This is a genomic window from Pedobacter riviphilus, from assembly GCF_014692875.1.
GTDB classification, from domain to species: Bacteria; Bacteroidota; Bacteroidia; order Sphingobacteriales; family Sphingobacteriaceae; genus Pedobacter; species Pedobacter riviphilus.
The window spans coordinates 2,879,029-2,902,054 of sequence record NZ_CP061171.1; the positions used below are offsets into that span (position 1 = coordinate 2,879,029).

Below are 23,026 nucleotides of genomic sequence, written 5' to 3' on the forward strand. Positions count from 1 at the left end.
CCAGTGCCTCGCTCGCTAAGACTTGCGCTAGGAATGGGGGCAATTGAAAAGTAAAAAGCCCGGCACAAGGGCCAGGCTAAGATTATTATTCTTTAAAGCACAAGTCAGCCAGCAACACTGCCTCGCTCGCTAAGACTTGCGCCAGTGAAGGGTACGAGTTAAAAACTCGCACCAGCACAATTTATCTAATTGAATCCGCTCGGACTAGCAGGGGGTAGCATAGGAATTATGGATATAAACGTTCGAGTTCATCTATATTTATCCACTCTAACCAAGATTTTTGGATAGCCATGTTTTTTTCAGTATCGCTTTCCTCAATGTTTTCAAAAAGCTGAATATAGATTAAACCTTCTTTTAGTTCTTGAATTTGGAAAGCATTTGGAAAACTAAGGATATGTTGTTTAGGAACGATATCGTAAAATTTTTCCCCAAACCACATTTTCCAAGCGGCTACAATCCATGTCCCTCCGATTAAAACACTTCTGCCTGGATTAAAACTTATATCAAACATTTTCATTTTTGTATAGGGATCTAGCTTATAGGGCGTGTTTTTTATGGATTCTAATGGATATCCCATGCCTTCTATGTTGCCCTGAAAAACAGTTGATTGAACTTTCTCATAAACTGAGTCGAATAAATAGGCTGACGTAAAACCATCATAACACAAAAATTTATCAATATCTTCATCATCTATCGATAAGTCATTTTGCGAAATCCATATAGATAGATGCGGTTTACAGGTATTTGTCTCAGTAATTGTAAATAGTTTTTCATTTGCACTAACTAAAAGTCCATCATCATAATCCATATTATAGATTTGATCAACATCTTTTGCTTTCCAATTCTTCACTTTCCAAGATTTTCCACTTTTTTTTAGCGAAAACCTATCGGGTAGAAATTCTACCTTCTTATTAAAAAGCCACAGGTAAAAGTCACCCTTTACTGATCCTTTGTTAAAATTTAATGAAATAGTTCTCTGCATATTATTGTTCAAATATTTTAAGTGGGATTTTTTTATCTTTAGCATATCGACCAACATCATCTAAAACACGTCTATCATAGCCTTTCGGGATAACAATATCTAATCGAACACTTTTCAATGTCCGCTCTGCGCCATTTGATGAAATTGACCCAGCATTTTTTGCTGCAACAAGAGCATCAATATTATCTGTAATATTTTTAAATACAAAATTTTCTTTTGCATTAACCGTTTTCAAACTGACACCTACTTGCGCAGCTTCATCATAGAAATCAATTGTTCTAAAAAATGGAGAAACTGTTTCAGACAAATGTTCAAGTCCTTTATAGATGGTTTGCGAAAGTCTATACTCCATTAGTGTGCCTCGCAGAAAGTTACCCTCTCTCCATATTGCAGCTGTTGACATAGCTTTTCCAACTGCACCTATACCTCTCAATTCTGATATCCCCAATAATGCAAAGGCGGTATTTACACTTCCCCTAAGCTGGTGCGAGCTTGTAGCTCGTATCCAAATTAACTTAAATTATATCGATTTCTAACAAACCCCTTTCTTCAGAAAAATCTATTGCACTATTATACTTCCAATGGTAATCTTCTGTTACAAAGCCTGCCTCAACCGGATTGTTGTGTCTCGAAAATTATGAAAGTTTAGGATTGCGACTTTCTAAATTTTAGAACTATGGCTTTTTTTATTGGTACGAGTTAAAAACTCGCACCAGCACAATTTATCTAATTGCAATCCGCTCGGACTAGCAGAGGGAGGGCAATTGAAAAGTAAAAAGCCCGGCACAAGGGCCAGGCTAAGATTATTATTCTTTAAAGCACAAGTCAGCCAGCAACACTGCCTCGCTCGCTAAGACTTGCGCCAGTGAAGGGAAGAACATCTTAATAAGATTTTGACTAACTAAGTATTATGAAGGCACAAGTCAGCCACCCCACTAGCCCAAACACTAAGACTTGCGCTAGTGAGGAGCAAAAAGATAACCGAACTCGCTAAACTGCACGGACGCTCTTATGGCGCAATAAAAGCCAGGCTCATCAAACTCGGAATGCTGGAAAAGTAAAAAGCCCGGCACAAACGCCAGGCTTAGATTATTTTAAAGTACAAGTCATCTGGCCTGCAACCCCACAAACTAATACTTGCGCTAGTGAGGGATACATTATCATAATTTACAAATCAGTGCTTCAGGTAGATAATTTAAGGGATTATCAAACTTACCTACCCAGCTTTCGTCTGGAAGATATTCCTCAATATCTATATCATCAAAGTAACTAATGAAAATCTTCGAATCAAAATCGATGAAAAATAAAAATATGTTCGCAAGATCGTATTTCTTAACATCTACCGAATCTAAATCTATTTTATCTAATTCAATAGAGCGTAAGTAAAGTTCAATGTTTTCATCACTAACATTTAGTAAATTATCTCTGTATATATCATCCCAATCTTTTGGATTATATGTAGGATCATATTTTGAATAATTTAATATCCAAAAAGCTATCGGCATTAAATAAAATGATAAATCATTTTTATACTTCATACATCCGAACAAATAACTATTTTCTATATTTTCCTGTATTTTATCTATCATGATAGTTATGGTTTTTCTATTTTTCCAGTTCCCTTTATAGCTCCCTTCTGTAATTTTTCGATATAATTAGCAGGCAACCCATATGCGCTTCCAGATTTTGTAGGGTCTGAGATCTCCGGTCTATCTGGATATGATTTAGCTTGTAATTGTGGGACTGCCATCTTTCTTATATCATCAGCGACTTCTTTTTTTACTTGGAATGAAATAATTGATGCTCCACCTTCTGAGCCACCCTTTTTATTGTAATAATATTCAACATGGTTAGCGTCATCAATTGTTATGTATAATTTAGTTTTACCAACAATTTTTACTTCTCCTGATTCATTTACATCAATTCTACGAGATAAAATATGTTCAGTTTGAACCCTTGTAATCGTTGCTGTCTCCTCAGTTTCTATTTCGATTTTTGGCCCGAAAAATGCTGGTTGCTCTTTGAGACTTGACAATGACATGCTTAGTCCACCAATGGCTGCTCCAAGCGGAATGTATTTTTCACCAAAGAAGGAAGCGACCGCTGCAGTAGGACTGTTTCTTACAAGATTTCCTAGCTGATTCCGATAATCCTGTTTAATTTCAGCAACTTTATTTAAAACATCATTTTTATATCCAATATGACCGTTTCCAAACATATCTGCCATTGCTATAGTTTCTTTAATTATCGCAACAGCGGCTTAGCCTTAATTATGGGCTGAGCAGGTTTTTTATATGTTGAGGACTGTGCAACAGAATATGTGCCTTTATCTAAATTAAATTTTGCAGGAACACCTTCCAATCCATCGAGATCAATATTTTCAATCGGATTATTACTCGCAAACTGATAAGGTGTCAGCTCTGGATATTCAGCAGTTATCGGATCCACACTCCTAAACCTACCCAACCTTGCATCATAAATCCGCATGCCATAATCCTGTTGGCCATTTACTTCAGCATCATTCTCCTTGCCGTTAAAGCCGTAACGGTAGGCTTGTGCACCTGGATTTGTAAAATCGCGGCCTTTCATCGCCATACCAAAGGCATAATAATCGCCAGCGGTTAATACTTCGGCTTTAAAACCTCCGCTTACCGGTATCTGCTTATCGGTAATGGTAGCCATAGTATTGCCCAAATGGTTATTTAACTCGTAGGTAATGTTACCTGTAGTTGCCCATACATCGCCTCCGCTCTGTACCGCTAAATTAATGTTTGGTTTCCACATACCCAAACGGCTGCTGCCATATAAATCCTGTTCGCGCCAGTTGCTGGTATTGCCCGCATTATCATAAACAGCTAAGGCATTGCCCTGGGCATCGCGCACATAAAAGGTGCTGGCTCCATTGCCTACCTGTTTACTTACGCGGTTTCCGGCAGCATCGTAAGTATATACTATATTTCCTGAGTTTTTGGTAATCTGTTTAATCTTGCCATAAACGCTCCACTGTATATTGGTTATGCCTTCGCCGGTGTCTCCAGTTAAATTGCCAATCAAATCGTAAGTATAGTTGCTGTTGCCAATATCGGTTCCGTTGGTTATGCCTTCTGTATCGGTTACACTTAACAATTGATTGTTTTTTAATCTGCCATTGGCATCTGTGTTATAATGATAGCTCAGATTATCCATTGGTCCGCTCTGGCTGTTACGGCTAAGCGATGAGATGTTTCCGTTTGCATCATAAATAAAGCTTTCTTTAAAAGCCGAGTTAGCGGCATCGAAACTCCAGTCGTTAACTCCGCCTAATGCTTGTTGATTTACATTTTTTAAACGGTTTAATTGATCGTAACCATAGGTATAACCAACTGTTGCACCATTGTTTATTTCAGCTATGGCATAGGTACTGTTGCTAATGTTACCGTTATAAAAGTTACGGCCAGCGATATTGCCGTTGTTGGCCTGGTGTTTATAATTAAAGGCATTGCCCGCAACAATTGGGCTATAATCTCCCTGGTAGTAGCCCAGGCTATAGGCCAGGGCATCTTTAGCGATGTCAGTTCCATCATTACCTATATCATTGGTATTTAAAGTGCTTCCGTTTACCCCTTTAAGCCAGCCTTGCAAAGTATAGGCATAATCTACACCCTGTACCAAAGCACCCTCAGGGCCAAGCTCCATACGGGCTAACGGGCCATGCAGGTAATATTGGTAACTGGCATTTAAGCGTTGGTACGGGGCACTTAAAGTGCTGCCAAAACCATAACTCGATACATTGGCCTGCGTAGCGGTATAGGCTTTGGTTAAGCGGTTTTCGGCATCGTATTCATATTTATAGTAAAAGCGGTCTTTAAAAGCTGCAGTTGATGGATCGGGGTTATGCTGGTAAGCCAGAAAGTTTACCTTGCCGCTTACCAAATCGTATTCGTAGTCGAGGCGTTTTAAACCCAATCCTTTTACCTGTTGGTACAGCGTTTTTACATTGCCGGCCACATCGTAGCTGTAATAGGTTGCATTAAAATTAACATCGCTACCATTTTCACGGTAAATGCTGGCCGTTACACGCTTACGTAGGTTATTTTGTGTTAAACCTATAACCGAACCGCTAATGGTGCTTGGGGCATCGTAAACGGTATTGGTAATCTGGCTGTTTGTACCACTAAAATTTATATTCAGTATATCAAACTGATCTAAAAACTTACCGTTACTATTTACCAGGTAACCAGGCGCACCCAGGCTATATCCGTTATGTTTCTGCCCAACTTCAGTAATACGGCCAAGGGTTTCATCGTACCGGGTATAACTGTAATCGTTATTATCCAGCTGTTTAGCATTTTGACTAAATGTTAAACGGCTTAATTTATCGTACCAAAATTTGCTGATACCTCCATCAGGTGTACTTTGCTGCACTACTTGGTTAGTGGCATTGTAGGTATAGGTAGTGGTTAATACATGTGCAGGGTAAATGCCATGAAACTGTGTTTCTTGTGTACTGTTATCGGCAATGGTAGTAGGATCGCCGGGAGCTGGCACATTGAAACGGTAGTTGTAGGGGTTGTTTACATCTACTACTCCAAAACAAGGGCTATTTGCATTTTTGGCAATTTCATCGCCCGTCATTAACCTGTTCTGGTATATCCTTAGATATTTTAGCAAAGCAAAATTATCGGGCATTACCACATTACCTGAGCCATTGGTGCTAATGGCCCAACCACAACCTGCGGCTGGTGCGCCTGTTACAGCTGCATATTGCTTGCCATTAATCCAGATCTGTAATGCACCCCTAGCTAAATCTGCTCCCTGAACTACAATATGGCTCCAGGGCTGCAGTGGTATTATACTACTTACATCGGCCGTAACATGGTTGCTTAAGGTAATGGCTACACTGCTTGCTGCGGTTTGGTTTAGAGTAAAAATATCAACATTTACCAGGTTTCCATTCTGGCATGCCTGTAACAGGTATTTCATATCTGGAGTAGTGGCAATAAACTGCCTTGCGCCAGGATTACCTGCATATAACCACATTTCGATGGCATTATTTCCTGTTCCCTGCAAGGCTGTACTTAAACTTCCTAATGCGGTATTACGATCTGATGCTGTTGCAGGGCCATTGTAATTACAGTTTTCATTTACCAAGCCATCGCGATTGCGGCCTACTTCTTTTATTTCGGTATCGCCTAATAACACTACACCTTCTGGCGGCACGGTGCGTACAAGATTGCCTGCCAAATCGTAGTAGTACAGGGTATAGTGATAGAGCTGTTGTTCGGCCTGTAAACGTACATTTGCCTTGGCCGAAGCAGCTGTGCTGATGTAGGCATTTATAAATTTGGCTCTTTCTTCGGCTATGTAGGCATTGTATAATTCTTCACCCTGACTAAATGCTACATTAATTAAGGAACGGGCGCAGGCAAAAACATCTTCCGGCACGGGTACAAATGGAGGTTCGTTGCAAAGCATAGCTTTATTGCTATCATCGGCAAAAGATTTATACTGATCGTAACCCATTACAAAACCAAACTTGTAATTCATAAAATTGGTTAGTATGGTTGGATAATTGCTCCAGCTGGTATTGGGGGTGCTTGTAAACAAACTGTTCATTTCGGCCAGCGCTGTATTATATTCGCCTTTGGTAATGCAACCATTTGCCTTTGGCTGCAAAAACACAGGTAGCTGAATATCTTTCGCCAATAAATATCTACAATTATTACAACCATTTAGCAGCGTATCTAACGCGCCCTGAGTAAGGGTCATGGCATTACCGTATGTATTTTTTAGATAGGTAAAAAGTGGCTGACCATTAGCTGCATTAGTTAAAGCCGTTATTTTATCACAGATATCAGATGAGGTAGCTGAAATAACCATATCTGTGGCCTGCTGTTTTACTTCGCTAGGATAAAAACCATCTAATAGCCAAGGGTTAAGATCATTGGTAAAGGGATTATTCGCATTTAAACCTAAAGTATATTTAATTACATCAACAACATTTGAGCAGGCATGACCATTAATCATCAAGGCAGGGTTATTATCTGTTACTGCAAAGCTGCTTGCACCAAAAGGATGCTCAAAATCGCCACCACGGCTACACAATTCAATTAAATTCGCCCTTAGTTGCTGGGTTAAATTAGCATAATTAACCAGTCCGGGCGCCAGTTTTTCCATCCAGGTATCGGCATTGCCAGTACAGGCATCAGTAAGTTGTGCCGCCAGATCAGCATGAACCTTAGTATCTTGCTGGCCATCATCCAGGGTAGGTATGGTATAATCTACATTATCAAAACGGCTGATTTTTGATGAATAAACATTGCATGGCGTTGACGTTGGAATATAATTGGGGTTTAGAAAATTTGGGAAGCCAGTACCACCAAGACCATAACTTATCTCTACTGTCGAATTAGGATACCATGCATAATTGTTAGGGCCGTAAATATAAAAATCATCATAATATCGTACGGTTTTAGAATACTCTGCTCCCAGGCTACCCAATGGATCATGTTGCCAGGTATTCAGATTAAAAATAACCCTGCAGTCAAAGTAATCTCTGTAGTATTCACCTCCATTAGTTCCTCCATTGGTATATGTGTTACCATCAACAAATACAGCATTTGACCAGGTATAATTACCTGAATAATACTCCCATACATTATCGTAGCTTACAGGGGCACTGTTGCTCATCAGGTTTACAATATCAATATGGCTATGAAATGTTCCTCTTGTAAAATAAACATATCCTCCACTTAAAGGCCTTTCGATAGAAAAATTACTAACAACCGAATTAGGATCAGAGGTACCTCCCCTAACATACATAATATCTTGCAGCCCGTTATAAATCGAATCGTATGTAGTAAAACTTACCTCACCTGTTTGGTCATAACCGCTTAAATCACGCACGGTATGTGTACCCGGATTAGTCGGTGGCGCCAAACTAACCGGTGTACCAATCGTGCAAGCGGATGTGCCACAATATGCTTTACTTACCTTGGCCACATACTTATTTTTAAGGTCGAGATACATTCTGCGGTACATTTCCCATTCTCTATCATTTACACGACAAGAATTGTTTGGGGTACAATTTGTCCAATTATCGGTATCATTGCTTGTATTGGTGTTGCCATTGGTACAGTAGAGCATAAAATCTACTACCTGGCTTAAATTTTTAACCGCATAAGGGCGCGCCAACACATTGCTGCTGTAATTAGCTAAATCGGCTGCCATATTATTGATTTCTCCTGCTCCTAATCCTCCATTAAAGAAAGGATCGTTGTTTAACAACCAATTTGAAGCATTGGTATAACTATATCCCGCTACCGCAGCCGTTTTTTCTTCAAGTTTATTGTCCCATATTTTACTGGCAACATTTAAACCACAGAACAAAAGCTTGCAGTGTTCTGGATGGTACTGTAAAAATTGCTCGGCCCAAATAGGTTTCCAGTATTTCACTAAATCTTCGAGCGTAAAGCCAGTAGCATAAGGCGTAGTTACCTTTCCATCTACTTTGGTTACCTGATATTCTGGATCAGTTACATTATCATTATCATTAAAAACACCATGTTTAAAATAGATTTTAAGCACATTAATGCTAAGCTCTGTTAGGTTTCCATTGGCATCAAGGGGTGCATATTGCCCGCCAGGAGAAACATCGGCAAGCATTGGTTTTCTGTATATATCGCAAGGTGAAGCTGGTGTGCTGGCACATGCAGTCTCCAGGGAATTTACATAAGAATTAAGTACCGCATATAATCCGCTGATATAAGTAGCGTAATCTAAAAGATTATCGCGTTCGCCAAGGCTATCGAGTCTTGCGTTAAACATGGCGGTAAACTCAACCTGCGAACCTAAATTTTCTTTTGCAGTTTTACAATCAGAAAAACACCCGCTGAAGTCGGCCTTGGCCAATTGTTGTAAAACATAAAATTGTTTCTTCTTTAATGTACCATTTCCCTGTCCCTCTGTTACGTAAGCTTTGGTATATTTCTCAATTACGTCTTTGCTTAGCTTTAAATCGAAAGTAATGTAATATGCTCCTATCTTATTAAAATTTATGGCTAAGCTACCAGTAGCTAATCCTATAGCCGTTTGGTCAGAAGTTTTTGATCCAATGGCTATTGTTGGAGGCGGTAAAACAGTCGAAGTGGGATAAATGGTATTTCCACAATCGTCTTTTACAGTAATCTGCAAATCATAATAGGCATTACTATATGGCTGAAATGCTCCTCCTGGGTATCTACTGATAAGTTTCTCTACATCATACGAGATAGTAGCCGGACCAGTAAAAGTTGCATTATAAGTAGCGGTTGCGCTTAAATTTAAATTGCTGCCACTAAAAACAAATTGCTTAGGATTTATGAGGTCTACATTAACCTGTTGAGACGAAGGTTTATTGGGTAAAGCATCTACATTAGCTGGTGTACCAGCTGCCAATGCTGTAGCGATTGTTTTACCTGCTGCATTTACATAACTTACCGATGTTTGTCCGTTTGCATCTATCACTGTATTTTTAAGATAGTGATCTGCATAACCTACATCATTTCCAAATAATCGGTCTAACTCCCACTGACTTGGTCTATCGTAAAAATATTGTGTGGTATGTTTTTCAGTTTGCCCTGGTTGAAAAACCTGACCAACACCTCCCTGAGATTTTATTCTGCCGGTGTTATCTGGTGTATACTCTGTAACCGAGATGGGATAACCTCCTGCATTGGGAATATATTTATTATATAGTTTTTGACTATATGGCGCAGTTGATAAAAACTGGTTATTACCCGAATAGTATTTAGATGCACCATATTCAGTACTTAACGGATCAGGCGTAATTTCGCAATTTACAATATTTAGGTTAGCGAAGTTGTAACTGGCACCAGCATTGTTTCTATTAAATGCTGGAAAATAGTGTAGGTATTGAACAGCAGTATTTTCATCTTTAAACGGCGCCGGTAATATGCTTGCTGCAGTACGGCCAAACTTATCGTAAATATTTTCCTGTACTACAGCAACATTATCGAAATTGTTAAGTGTAGCGGTTTGCCGGTTGCGTAAAGTACCATCAAAATAACTAACTACTTCTTTTTTCTTTCCATCTTCGGCGTAAGTTGCTGCGTATTGCCAATTTAAATTTTGCTGATGCCAGGGGGTTTCCCATACTGCATATGAGATATCATCCTCTTTCTTATAAAACCAATTACCCTCATCTCTAAGCCCATCGGGCATATAGGCAACCTGCCTCATCCTAACGGCAATGTACTTGGAATTGTAAATTAATGAAATGGTATAATTTTCCTGGTGTGTGGTAACCCTAGTGGCATTATTACGGAACATTTGGGCAATTTGCTCATTATCATAGTAATTACCTTGATGAAGAGCAGCGGCCATTTGTCCAAATTCACCATCTTCATCTATGGGTACCCATTCTATATCGTATTCTTGGGCACCAACAATAGGAGACCACGACAATGCAAGCTGATGATTATTATTTGTTGGTGCACTTGATGTACTTAAACGTTGCATAGCTCCACCAGAACCACTCCCTTGAGTTGTTTGTCCGTTTATACCTAGAAATAGGTACTTTTTAAAAGCATAAGTACGATCTATATTAATCTGATTGGTTAATTGCAGAACTGGTGGAAGCTGATTGCCATATTCAGGACTGCTAATATCCAATACATATACCTTTACATAGTATCCGTTTTCGAAAGCATAAGTGGCAGTTCCTTTATAGGTAGCGCCTGATTTTTTATCGTAGTTAACTAAAAGAAATGCCGAATCAATACGTGTTGGCTCTACCTGTGTTGGGCTGCTAAAATATTCTACCCTGAACTTTAATTTGCAGCTGAAAGACTGGCTAATATTTTGATCTGCTAAAATCTGTAACGTAATTGCGTTGTGTACCGATATGTTGGTAATTTCGCTCCAGTTAAAGGCTGGATTTTTAAATTTCTCATCCTTTACTAAAACCGAATCGCCGACTTTGATTGTGCCTTTCAAAAAATTTTGATAAGGTTCTACAGCAGCAAATACATGTTGTTGAAGGAGCAACAACAAGGATAAAGCAAAAATAAACCGAAGTGTTTTTAACATATTCTTTTTTTATTCTGATACTTAATATTTTTGTAGCTAATTGTTTAGCCTATTTATTCTTTAATTAGATTTGCTTCTGTCAGCTGAAATAATGCAAATTAAATTTCGAAATGATTGGTACCGTCTTAACGGGCTCAATAATCCTTAAATAGATCCTTCATCATACCAATACTTATAAAATGATAGCTATAAATTGTAGTCGATCATTTAACTTACCGCAGCTCGGGAAGTACTATTAATTCGTAATCCTTATACTTTTCTGCGGGTACATAGCTCTGTGGCTGTTTTTTTTCAACAAAGCGGCCTACATGGAATAAACTTGCATTTACCTGTGTGTCGGTCATAATTTCGAAACTGACCTTTTTATCTTTTTTATTGTTTAGGGGATCATCAAAATTACTTAAGCGCATTACAATCTTATTTGGCTTTAACGTAAGCGAATCGTAGGTTAACTCATATAATTTGCAGGTAATGTGCGTCGGGTTTATCAGAGAAATAGTCCAATATTGTTTATCTGTACGCCTATCCCATAACTGGTATTTCTCCTCTTTAAACTGCTTTATCAGGTTAGATAGATCTGGAAAAACTAGCGGTGCCATCTCCCCCTTATTTTTGCCCAACATTATCTTTTTCTGGGCATGATCAACATAAACGAGTAGGCCATCCGCATTTATGGTTTCTGTTTGTCCTGATTGATAATAATATTGATCACCCTGTTTTTGATATATATAACCCAGATTGTGAAGGTTCTGAGTAGAATCTACAGGATTTGTAATGTTAATTTTTCCTGTTACTTTAAACTTCACGCCACTCGGATTAACCATTACCGAAATCTTAGTGAATTTTTCTACCAGTTTGGGATCAATATCTGTCTCCTTTTGCACGATGGCCGTTGTTGGCCAATCGTTGTGCTGTGTGAATCCCTTGATCAGGCTTGTTCCACCATAAGCAATTAAGCAGATGCCAAAAACAGAAATGCCAATAAAAAATATACTTTTATAAATTCTTTTCATCTTAATTACTTGCTGTTATTCTTTTACGGTATGAAGAATGGTTTTCTTTAATAGTTGCTATTCCCCTTTCGGTTTCTTTTTTCACACGGATTAATGAGCCTTCATCATCATACTCATAAAATGTAGCAAAAGCATTTTCATCAAGCTCAGCCATCAGCTTGTAATTCTTCTCATTATACACATAGGTTTTCATATGTGCATCATTAGGATGGATACGGATATCATCCAAATAAACCACAGTACCACTAGTTGGATAGATGTTTACGTCAAAGCGGTTGTTGCCAGAGCTAGAGGGAAGACTGAAGGTACCTACAACCTGTTTCCAACCTTCTACGGCTGCTTTAAAGTTAAGGTATACGGGAGTAGATGCATTGGCATTACCCACATTTACAGCAACCCTAATATCTCTATCCAGCGGTTGATTATCCTTGATCCAAAATGAGATAAGATAGGGATTGCCCGGCTTTGGCTCGAAGCCGCTGGGGTAAAGGCCGAAAGTAGGCATTAAGCTAAACTCGTACTTGCTGGTTTTTGTCAGGTAGGGCTTATTAACATCTTTTTGCTCGGTGAAATGTTTTTTGGTTGATAACCGAATGCCGGTATTTGGCAACCGTAGAGAATAATTACCAGAGTGTGCCTCAGCAGATACCCTAAATGTATTGTCGCCGGGATAAGCAACAAAAGGCTGTCCATTTATTAAAGTAAGCTCTTTTGTCGCGCTCGTGTCGGGCACAGTATTCATTCTAGAAACATCCTCAAAACTATTCGAGAAAATTTCTCTCCTCATGGCATTCGATGCTACAGCGGAAGGCAGTGCGCCGGCAAAATCGAAACTGGCAGCACTATATCTTTTTAAAGCATCCTGATTTTCTGCTTCCTGACCGTATTTATCGTATTGCTTAATGGTATTGGTACTCACCCATTTTGTAGCAGATGTATTGGTAACCCAATCGCCATTTTGAACAATCCAATACGACTTAAAAAAGTTTAGATAACCTGAATTCGATACGTTTATACCTTTTTTACCTGATGTTAAAATATTATCATAAGACCTGTTTTCCTGATAAACATTCTGCTGATATGGTCGCCAGTTTCCTTTCATCCCATGAACAAAGGGATTAAAATAGGTTTCATAGGTAAAACGCCATGTTTTGACACCATTAATCGTTCTAAAGGTTTGAAAATTTAATTGATTAGCGAGTAGATTTCCAGTAGAAAAAACAGTATTTAGGCTTGAAGCACTTGTTGCAGTTCTTAACTCGTTTTCGGTATTTTTATATATTTCAACCGACATAACCCCTGGATTTTCGGCCCAACTGTTATGTGGATTATATATATACCCATAATGGTCTATATTATAGCCTTCAATTTCTATCGTATGATATCCTTCATTCAAATATTTCGAACGAAGTGACCAGTAGTCAGTATTGTTAAAGCTATTATCGATAAAGTTGACCTCATCAATTTTTATATTTAATCTATCATCACCGGCAAAACCTACATAATAGTAATCACTTTTATCAACATAAAAAGTTGTTTTAAATCCGATAGCTTCGTTAAGACTTTCAGGTATGCCTGTGTCTGGCCAGATGCCCGTATTGCTTTCTCTATGTCTTAGATAATCGTTATTGAATCTGGCCCATTCACCTTCCAAATCCCCTTCGCCAAAACTTTCTACGTAAATACGGCAATTTTGCGAACCATGACCGGAATGTGTAGGTGCCAATATATATTTAAACTGACTTAATTTATTTTCCTTAATTTCAGTAGCCTGGCCTGTTCCGTCTACAGGCCATTCATCACTGTAAACTGTTGATGAGGCATTAAATACTTTTAGCGCTGAAAGCTCATTTGATGAAGCAATAGAGAGTACACCATCTTGAATAGGGTTATTTAGGCAGACAATGTTTTGTGCACTGGCATCTAATATATTTCGGAAACCTGAGCGCACTACTTTGAAGCTGTGATTTAAATCACCCCCTGTAATTGATGATAATCTTGCTCCTTTCTTATCTACAAGAATTTTACTCGGCTCAGCCCAAAAATATAATGGGCTTCCATCTATATTAACTGCCGGCCTATTATCTACAGCCCAATAATGCAGGCCTGTACCAAGATTCACCAATTCGTCTCCCTGGGTTAATAGATAACCATGCGGGCTAACCTCAAAATTGTTATTAAGTGTTACATTTTGCAGTAACATGCCAATATTTTGATAAGCCCCCCCCATTCTACGGTATGGCCAATATGCTGGTAGGTTTACGGTATAATAATTTTTGTTAAATTCATTCTGTGTTTTGGTAACCAACGGCGCCCCTGTAGTACCATCATAAGCTACATTTTCTACTGTTATTGAAGAGCCGTTCTCCTTTTTAGTAACTTTTGATAATATTCCATTGGTTTGTATAACCTTTACCGCGCATGCAGATCGGAATAATTTATATTCGTTGTTTGCATTTACAGGAAGATGCGGAAGCGGCACAATAATGAACCCAACGTGTATTATATCTGCACCGATACCAACTGATGTACCAGAATTTATACTCTCCTGCTCCCTAAAGTCGGTAAAGAACTCTATATCCCTGCCAACCACTGCATCAACTACATCTCCATTACGCTTTACAACTTTAACTTTATTGTTAAGTTTTAAAGATTTTTCTTTTTCATTATCTACCTGGTAGTGGTACTCATTAGAAGAAATTTCTGCTGAAGAAGCGTTAAATACCCGATCTGCACTGGGCTTGCCATGCATATCATTTAACTCAATACTATATCCTTGAGACATGGTTTGCTCTTCGATACTTTCTGTTTGAAACCAGGAGTATTGAGCTTTTGGTCTGGAATTTTGGGATTCGATAGGCAAAACAGTAACCCTGACAGGAAAATCTTTAGCGGTGTAAAATTCGTGTACGGTATAACCTGTTGCCGGAATATTGGGCTGCGCACCCGTGCCTTCCAAATCTTTTACAACAATTCTGCTATAACCAACGCTTGGTGCGGGGTATAATGATTCGCCAAAAGGTGCTTCTAGCTCAAAAAAGTTATTTACGGCGCCTTTTATTTTTTGAATGTAGGGTATGGGTTGTTTTAATGCATTCTCATCGTTTCCAACAGAGGGCTCGTAAGTTGCAACACCACTACTAATAGTACGTCCATCATCACCTTTTGTGGTATACTCATAACGCTGACCATAAGTACCTTTTGGAGCCTTTCCATCAGTAAATGTGTCCCAATCATCCTCGATCTGGATCTGTTTCACCCTTGCACCACCTCCTGTTTTGGATGTACTTGCTTTAGCGATTCTGGCAAAACTTTGGGCCGGATAAAAATTCTCACAGAAGCCTTTTCCTCCTCCTCTCGCAGCCCTGCTGTAAAAACCTTGCCATAGTTCGCTCAAATTTCTTGTCGCACTTGAAATTGCTTTCCATACTGCAGCTATACCAGGAGTACCATTTGATACCCTATTTTCATATCCGGGATAGGCATATCTAGGATATTCGTTTTTTAATTTTTGCCAGGCAGCAAAACGGATTGGATTAGTGGTTACCTCATCTTCCGTAACGTCTGCAAGTTCAATAGTTGCATGATTGTTTGAAACATTTACATGCTTTACCTTGGCGTATGCCGATACAAAATCGTTATCGTTTCCTTCGCTAGGTGCATTTGAGGTGCTCATTTTAATGGCCGATTTCGTATATATATAATCTGAACCATTTAGATATACCCTTTTAAACCAATCAGTTGCATCTCCTGTATCTGTTTCAGGAGGAGTTGAATCGATAGGTAAAACGATCGAATTATGGGTATCGGTTATGTTTTTCCCCGCAACAAAGTCAAAAGGCACCATGGTTGTAGCCTTTTTATCCTGTACATAAGCATAATCATCAGCTTCATAGGTTACATTAATCTTTCCTCCTGAAGGTAGTTCAATTCTATTTAGATGCCATAAAGCTGCTGCCTGATCAGCTCTTTCCCTGTTTTGATCTGAATAAGGATATTGTTCGTTGTTTAATGAACCGTAGTTGTTAGCTTGATTTTTATATACACCCCATCGGTCTACCATTTGAGCGCCATAAGCTGCGTTCGCGTCATAATGAAAAACATAGGGATGATTAGCTCCTTTTTGTGTAGAGCCATATTCGAACCACACTTGCTCTAAAGTAAGTTTTCCTCCTCCATTAACAGTATTTGGTACACCAGGACAAAGATTGTAGTTATATTTAAACTTTATCACCTTAATGGGCCTATCCATATTGGCTCTACTATACAACCGTATTTCTCTTAAACGTTTCTGTCTTACAGACGGATCTTTAGCCCCATCAACATTCTGAACACCTAATGCATCCTCTCTATCCTCGGTTATGAAATAGGCAATTTTTGTTTTTGATTCGATAGAATGAACATAATATATCTCCTTCTCTCCATAAATAATACTCCCTTTATCGTCTTTAGGATCGGCAAGTAAACCTCTATTTAAAGCAGCCTCAGGATTGCTACCTAAATTATATGGCGTGCGCCATTTATAGGAATCAATTTTAGAATAATTAAATTTAATAGCTGTACCATTATCATCAGGGGTAATGCCATCCCCTTCTTTATCCACATAATCAGGAGAGAGTATACCGGTTAAGAGGTAGCTACTGGCATAGCCAGGCTGCGTATCCCAATGAAAATAGTTATCAGTGCCATTAACCCCAGATGTGTTAACATTATATAAATTACTAGAAGAGACCCGTCCATTTGTATTATTTACACCATTATCAACGGCAAAGGTAATTTCTTCCTGTCGTTTATTATAAACAGGCAAACCATATACACTTCTTTGTCCTTGCTCATTTAAAACAGTTATTTCGGAAATATGGTGTGCCTTTCTGAATTCGTTATTTATCCGGCTACTAGAATCGGGGATGATAGATAAATTTGGATAAAACGCCCCGAAATTATTAAACGGATAATTTTTTATCATTTTATCTAACCCAGCCTTACTTGCTTCGGCAGCTGTAAGATAACTTATTGCTGTACTTTGTTCTTGTCTCTTATTCTTTTCAATCCGATCGTTTACCTGATAGATGTTACTGGCAATAGAATTGCTCGTTTTAAATGCTGCATTTGCAGTTTTTCCCCAGGTATTTATCATTAAAGGTTCTGTACCATGGATTTTATCATGCATGGCTACATCTTCAATATTCTTTTCATCAGGTTTACGAAAAAACACGTGTTGTTTTTGAGGTTCATTAATGTCTTGATCTTGAAAATCACCTTTAGTTGCATATGCATTATCCCGGGTCCATTTCCCTGTTGTATTCGTTGCGGATTGCTTAAATAGCGTAAACCCAATATGCGTATTGGTAAAACCAAATCCCAAATCAACACCGAAAGAATTATTTTTTGAGCCGTCTACCGCCTGATTATCGTAAAACATACCTGATCCACCCCGGTAAAGCCTAAATTGACCCGAGCCCACTTGGCTATTGAAAGTAAAGATATCGGGTGTTGCAATGGGCAAAGCCAGATTTGGTAATTCTGGGATGATAGGATTTTCTTTCTCCCTGATAAAATCATGCAGTGCGTTTACATCGTTTTTCCCTCTTTCTGAATACAAAAAGCCATATTCCGGATTTTTCGCATGATGATTTGCAACCCACAGCTTTTTCCAATAACCTGTAGCACCACCACCCCAAAAGATAGCGGTCTCTGATGGACCAGCATCTACGCTAAATGAATAATTTTCAGAAGCGTAAGCTTTTTGCACCTTAAGTTGTATAGGTTCTGTATTGTAAGAAACCGATCCATTAAAAACATTTAAAGCAGCTGAGTTAGCGCCAAAATTGAATGTTTTTAAACCCGCCCTACTATTATAACCTAAACTGGAAGTGAGGCCAGAATTTATGGCTTGTTTTTCATCTCTATTACTAGCAATTGAGGCAGAGATATATGGTGAAACGTCTACTCCCGAAGCTGTATTTGATAAAACCCCGAGCCCTAAATTAGAAGTAAGCAGGCCGCTACTTCCAAATGAATACGATATACCAGCATTGGCTCCGATTTCTGCTCCAATACCTGTATAATTGTCGCTAAAAATACCGAACGTAAATGAACCGCTAATTTTAAGTTTTTTACCAGCCAGGTCTTTTGTTTCTGAAGCTAAGCGGTTTACGTACTTACCTCTTACTTCCATTTTTCCCGTTAGCCTTCCTCCAACGGTAATTCTATCCCTATTCTGCTGCTCGGTTAAAAGTAAATCTCCATTAAAATCGTCGGGTATACCTCTTAGTTGCCTATTAATGGAACCCACATTTAAATTCCAACCTAAGCCAACCCAACTGGCCTCATCATCCATACTTACGCCCGATTGATAATTTAAATTAACAGGATAACCATCTATATCCATTAAAGGGATATTATACTTAAAATCGCCACTAAAAACATCAACCATATCAGAAACACCAGCTGGTTGAAAAGATTGGCTTTCTGGTTGTGATGGTCCGGATGTCAAAGCATAAGCTGAAAATGGTTCAATTAAATTTAAAACCCAAACGGCCAATAAAACTCTGGCAATTTTTTTTGTATTACTCCTAAATCTATTATTCATTCTACTTTACCCTCAATTGATAGGTTTTTCCATTAATATTTTTTGCACTAAAAACAAATGTCCCTACTGTTTCTGCTATTTCTACCTTATCAAATAGCACCACATATTCAAAGCAATTTTTTATTCCATTGGCTACTGGAACAACACCAACTGGATATATTTTTTCAAGACCTTTTAACTTGTAAAAACTGCTATCCTGCCCATAGGCCATCACCTCAATTATTTTTTTTGCACCTTGATCGCTCAATTTCATCTGATTAAAAATCCGTACCTGATAGGCTATTTTCGTTGAATCGTCTACAGCATCTTCTTGTTTTACCTGTATCATTAAATCTTTATCCTGCTGTTTAACTGAAGTAGTTTTTCTTTTGCAGGCAGATAAAGCAAGCATAAACAGTACTATAAAATATATTTTCCTCATTCTATGTTCTTATAAATAAATCTTAAACTTTTTGGTGTACCATCTGGTAAGTAGGCTGTCATTACATATGAATAACCTTCTTTAAATGAAAAATTACGACTAAGGTCTATGTTAATTTTGTTCTGGCCCTTTTTCAGTTTAATGGTTGGTAGGCTTCTTATCTTTGATTTGGGATCAGTTGTACATACAATGTTAAAACGCAACTTTTGTTCTTGATAAGAGTTAATCATAGAAAATCGAATAAAACCTTCTGCTATATAAAAATTACCCTTAACCAAATTCTCTATATCCCTATATCCATAATCAGTTGGGATAACCGCGCTCACCGTATCCTGACAATTCACCTCAAACGACCAGACATCTGATCGGTTGATGATGGTTTGATCGCGGTAGGCGCTTACCTGCCAGGCATATTTTTTACCGGCAACCAATTCTTTTGAATTTGGCGGATAAACCAATAAATTGGCTACTATACCTTTCTGGTTTACAATCGGCAGGTTATAATTTAAGGCTTCAACCGCATTCTGTTTATCTTTAATCTCGACGAGCATGACCTGATAAAGCAAACCATCCATTTTGGGTATAGAGGGCTGCCAGGTAAGCAATGGGCGTTTTTCACAAATATCATCTTTATCATAGGGTTCAATCAGATCTAAAGGTGCTGGTGGTGTAATTTCGTGGTTAAAGGTTTGATCGATAATGATCTCTTCGCTTGAAGAAGCTGAATAAATATTAAACGAATATTCGTAATCGCCCTGCGGAAAGTATTGGTTACGCCTGATAAAGTTTGCGGTTGCATTCTGCGCCATTGCCAGGCTGGCTGTACGGGCCACTCCGGAAGGAATAATATTGTTGCCTGGTGCGATGGTAAATACCCCAGTTTGTATGGTGGCAATTTTTCCGGCACGTGCTTCTGTTACTGTAATGTTCATCCTTACCGATTTCATACCGGAAGCATTGTATATTGATGCCCTGAAAAGGCCATTTAGCGTAGTGCCGTATACCTCTGGAACAAACACAATACTGGTTTGAGCTGAAACAGCTGTGCTGATGGAAATAAAAAAACAAATAATCTTAATTTAAGCTTGCTCATTGTTTATCGAGATAATAGTGTATAGATATTTCTCCCCTGTTGGTAGAAAAAAGATCAGGATAAGTCGGGGTAATCAAGTTTTTGCGGATATCTACATATGCCGAGATATCAAAATGTTTCTTTAGCATAAACTGGATACTTTGTTTAATGCCGGCCTGGCGTGCCAGCTTCTGATTATCGAGATAACTCAATCCGCTCGACATTGAAACACCTCTGAATAACTGGTATTGTAGCGAAGCATCTGAATTGAGCATATTGCCCAATATGGTATTGGCATTCAGTTCACGGTTATAAAAAAGGTTTCCAGAAAGTGAAAAAGCTTTAAATACTACTGTTTGTACATAGTTTAGCTGTAAAAGACTAGAATTACCCAATGATAAAGGATTAGCTATTTCTTGTTGTGCAATACTTATATGGCTAAAACCGCGTTGACCAAAGAGTTTATAATTTGAATTGAGATCGAGCTGAAGTTTTTTAGAAGCATAAACAGGGGTATTGCCCTGCGATACCTTATCCACACCATTATCAATATATTTTAAACCTAAATTGGCCGACCGGGAAATGCGGAACCTCGAATCGATCTGAATGTTGTGGTTGCTCCAATGTGAATTGTCGGCAGCACTAATCGGCATATTCTTGAAATCAGAACGTAGCGAAAGTGTCATTTTCTTATGAAAAAAATCTTTACGGATATTACCACCAAACCTTAAATTTAGATTACCGATGCCCTGTTGCCCTGGATTTTGGAAACCAGAACCTGCATAATTAACAAATACAGTGCTTCTTAATCCAAGTTTTTTAGAATCGATGGCGTGGTTTAGGCCAACCGACATGGTTTGAAGAAAATCATCCCTGAAATAATTTCCATTGGTATTTCTATCAATCATTAACTGATCCGGACCAAATGCAGCGAGCTCTTTATACTGGGTAGAAGATTTAGACACATCGAAGGTAAGGGTACCTGCCTTACTAAAGTTAAAAGCCTGACTAAGGGTAAACACCATGTTATTGCGCGGCAATGAATTTTGTGCAAAGCCAATATTACCGTTAAACTGCCTATCATAAGTGCCTATCCAAGAAAGCTTACCTGAGCCGAATGAAAAATTGGTAGTAGGTACACTTAAATAACTGTATAGTTTTGGAATAGCATAGGTAGAGGCATTAAAACCAACATCTTTTGTTGAATTAAGGTCGCGGTTTGTACTCAGTCCCACACTAACCGGCCCTCTTGGGGTACGCAGAGAGAAATTGAACCCGTTTAAAAAAAGATCGCGGTTAAGGAAACTGCCGGGCAATTGATGACCAAAATTACCCGCCTGGAATTCGCGCAACTGGGCATAACCTTTTTGTAAGAAGCCCATATCCTTTCCTTTGGCTAGCTCTGACACAAAAAAGTTTTCGAGTTCGCGCTGAGAGATTTTACCCTGGGCAACTTTTTCGAGCAATTCGAGTTTTTCGGGATCGAGCCCGCTCTCGTAAACCGATTGCTGGACTTTTTGGATTTCGGTAAACAGTTCCTGCTTTTTAGCATTTAAAAGGTTGGTAAGCGAATCCTGCCCATGTTGGCTAAGCTGTTTGCTCCCATTCTGCGCCTGATTTTTAATTTCATCTGTAAACTCGTTCAATTTCCCTTTCAGTTCCAATTCATCCATTTTAAGCATGCTCCTTAAATTTTGTGGATTGTTTAAATAGGCCTGCAGTTTTGGGGAAGCAGAAAGATCGATGTTTTTAGCAATTTTACCCTCTATCTTTTTGCGAAGAAAAGATTCGGCAGTTTGTCCGCTTAATATGTTTTTGCGCAGATTACGGTACTTATCCAGGTCGGCCTTAAAAAACTCGTTAAAGCTGGGTTTAGGTAAATTGAATTTAAAAAGATTGCCCTGATCGAACCTAAAATCGCGCATGGCGGTATAATTATTGGCCAACGAAAGATCGATTGGGATATTGTATATTTTTAGCTGCCCCGCAAAGGTTACGTTGTTCAACAGGTTTTTACCATTGGCAGGGTTCTGTGTTTTGATGTATTGGGTTTCATTTCCGATTGAAACATCACTTAATTGGATCTTATTTCCTTTTTTAAGACTGTCCTTTTTTAATAGCTTGGCAATATCCGATTGTTTGATACGCTGATCAGCCTGTGCCAACACTGACTTTTTAGTGGCCTGGATTTTTTCCATAGCCAAAGAATCTACTTTGGAAAGTTTCTTCTTCCCAAATTTAAGCGTATCGATGAGGGTCTGCTTCGTTTTGGTGTATTGCGCTGCAACATCTGCTGAAATATTTGCAGGTTGCACCTTAAGATTCTTCTTCAGGGAATCTTTTTTTATTATACCGGTTAAACCTGATGGATCAAAACGTTCTTTTATCTGTGTGGCGATCGCTTTCTTGGCTGTTTCGATTTTCTGTGCGGCCAGCGAATCCAATTTCGGGATTTTCTTCTTGCCCGATTTCAGGCTATCTGCTACGGCCTGCCCAGTTGAGGGAAGCTGCGCAAAAAGCTGTACCGATTGCAGACAAAAGAATACCAGTACAGTAACTGTTATTACGGCTTTGTTCATACATTAAATTTAGCATAGCGCTTTATTAAAGGCTTTTCCCTGGCATTTAGGGTAAGACAGAAATAGACATTAATAAAGCGTTATTTAGTTTGTTTGGGAGTTTGAGAACTCAATTTCGAATATCATGATAAAAATGGCGGCAAAAAAACTCAATAAAGCCCTTTTCCACAAACAGGAACTTTCTGCTGACGAAAGTGACCTAATGTTTGATGAAACTCCCAATATTCAATCTGCATGATTGCAAAAACCTGGTTAATCTTCTGCCTACTGCGTCCATATAATGTGTCTGTAAACTTCAT

11 protein-coding genes are annotated in these 23,026 nt (G+C 38.6%); all 11 read right to left on the bottom strand.

The genetic code is table 11. The features are described 5' to 3' along the window. Positions 1-226: 226 nt before the first annotated feature. Complete coding sequence (locus tag H9N25_RS11845; RefSeq protein WP_190329035.1) at positions 227-982, bottom strand: hypothetical protein; 756 nt, start codon at positions 980-982, stop codon at positions 227-229. A 1-nt stretch (position 983) separates the two neighbouring features. Then, complete coding sequence (locus H9N25_RS11850) at positions 984-1,430, bottom strand: hypothetical protein (RefSeq protein ID WP_190329036.1); 447 nt, start codon at positions 1,428-1,430, stop codon at positions 984-986. Positions 1,431-2,142: 712 nt separating this feature from the next. After that, positions 2,143-2,571: a hypothetical protein gene (locus H9N25_RS11855; RefSeq protein ID WP_190329037.1), complete on the bottom strand. Its 429-nt coding sequence runs from the start codon at positions 2,569-2,571 to the stop codon at positions 2,143-2,145. A 5-nt stretch (positions 2,572-2,576) separates the two neighbouring features. Beyond that, positions 2,577-3,209, bottom strand: coding sequence for a hypothetical protein (locus H9N25_RS11860; RefSeq protein ID WP_190329038.1), 633 nt, complete (start codon positions 3,207-3,209; stop codon positions 2,577-2,579). A gap of 17 nt (positions 3,210-3,226) precedes the next feature. After that, complete coding sequence (locus H9N25_RS11865; RefSeq protein ID WP_190329039.1) at positions 3,227-11,050, bottom strand: RHS repeat domain-containing protein; 7,824 nt, start codon at positions 11,048-11,050, stop codon at positions 3,227-3,229. A gap of 212 nt (positions 11,051-11,262) precedes the next feature. After that, positions 11,263-12,063, bottom strand: a complete 801-nt coding sequence (locus H9N25_RS11870) for a hypothetical protein (RefSeq protein ID WP_190329040.1) — start codon at positions 12,061-12,063, stop codon at positions 11,263-11,265. Between the two features lies 1 nt (position 12,064). Continuing rightward, complete coding sequence (locus H9N25_RS11875; protein ID WP_190329041.1) at positions 12,065-18,655, bottom strand: carbohydrate binding domain-containing protein; 6,591 nt, start codon at positions 18,653-18,655, stop codon at positions 12,065-12,067. 1 nt (position 18,656) lies between these two features. Continuing rightward, the gene (locus tag H9N25_RS11880) at positions 18,657-19,076 is read right to left on the bottom strand and encodes a hypothetical protein (protein WP_190329042.1); all 420 of its coding nucleotides are present in this window, start codon (positions 19,074-19,076) and stop codon (positions 18,657-18,659) included. Further along, positions 19,073-20,095, bottom strand: coding sequence for a DUF928 domain-containing protein (locus tag H9N25_RS11885; RefSeq protein ID WP_190329043.1), 1,023 nt, complete (start codon positions 20,093-20,095; stop codon positions 19,073-19,075). The genes H9N25_RS11880 and H9N25_RS11885 overlap by 4 nt, the downstream gene beginning before the upstream one ends. A 70-nt stretch (positions 20,096-20,165) precedes the next feature. Further along, the gene (locus H9N25_RS11890; protein WP_190329044.1) at positions 20,166-22,727 is read right to left on the bottom strand and encodes a TonB-dependent receptor; all 2,562 of its coding nucleotides are present in this window, start codon (positions 22,725-22,727) and stop codon (positions 20,166-20,168) included. 149 nt (positions 22,728-22,876) lie between these two features. Then, the gene (locus H9N25_RS11895) at positions 22,877-23,026 is read right to left on the bottom strand and encodes a hypothetical protein (RefSeq protein ID WP_190329045.1); all 150 of its coding nucleotides are present in this window, start codon (positions 23,024-23,026) and stop codon (positions 22,877-22,879) included.